The sequence below is a fragment of the Shewanella sp. MBTL60-007 genome (assembly GCF_019654915.1).
Taxonomy (GTDB): Bacteria; Pseudomonadota; Gammaproteobacteria; order Enterobacterales; family Shewanellaceae; genus Shewanella.
Genome location: NZ_BPET01000158.1, coordinates 1 through 803, shown reverse-complemented (window position 1 = coordinate 803; position 803 = coordinate 1). Strand labels below are relative to the sequence as shown.

Annotated in this window: 1 protein-coding gene; it reads right to left on the bottom strand. The window is 47.9% G+C overall.

Going from position 1 to position 803, the window contains the following annotated elements:
• Positions 1-54 precede the first annotated feature (54 nt).
• Positions 55-803, bottom strand: a 749-nt coding sequence (locus K5Q92_RS24580) for a hypothetical protein (RefSeq protein ID WP_220771253.1), incomplete at its 5' end; no start/stop codon positions are given.

Here is an 803-nt window from a genome sequence, read left to right as displayed (position 1 = left end):
TTAACAGTGCCCGCTAGCTCCCCGCCCTTCTTTCTCCCTCCATTTTTATTTCTTTCATCTCCCTCTCATTTTATTATATCTTATTCCCATTATTTCATCTTTTTTCTTTTTCTTCAATTTCCCCTCTTCTCCCTCTTTTTTTCCTCTTCTTCCCTCCCCTTTCTCCCCCTTCCCCCTCTCCTTCCCCTCCTCCTCCTTCCTTTTTCCTTTTCTCTCTCCCCTCCCCCCTCTTCTCCCTTCCCCTTCCCCTCTCTTTTCCCCTCCCCTTCCCTCTCTCTCCCTCTCCTCTTCTCCCTTCCTCCTCTTCTCCTCTTCTCTTTCTTCTCTTCTTCTTCTCCTTCCTTCCCTCTTCTCCCCCCCCTTTCTTCCCTCTCTCTTCCCTCCCCTTTTTTTCTCCTTTTCTTCTCTTCTTTCTTCTTTCTTCCCCCCTTTCTTCCCTTTCCTCCTTCTCCTTTTCCTCTCCTTTCTCTCTCCCTCTCTTTTTTCCCTCTCTTCCTTTCCCCTTTTCTTTCCCTCCTTCTTTCTCCCCCTCTCTTCCCCTCTCCCTTCTCCTCCCCTCTTCTTTCCCCCTTTCTCTCTCTCCTTTCTCCTTCTTTTCTTCTTCCTCTCCTCCCTCTCTTTCTTTCCCTTCTTTCTCCTCTCTCTTCCTTCTCCTCCCTTTCTCTTCCTTCTTCTCCCCTCCTCCCCTCTTCTTTTTTTCCCTTTCCTTTTTTTCCTCCTCTCCCTCCCTTTTTTCTTCTTCTTTCTCTTCTTCTTCCTCCCCTTCTCCTCACTGTTTCTTTCGATAACCAGCTCTTTTCCAC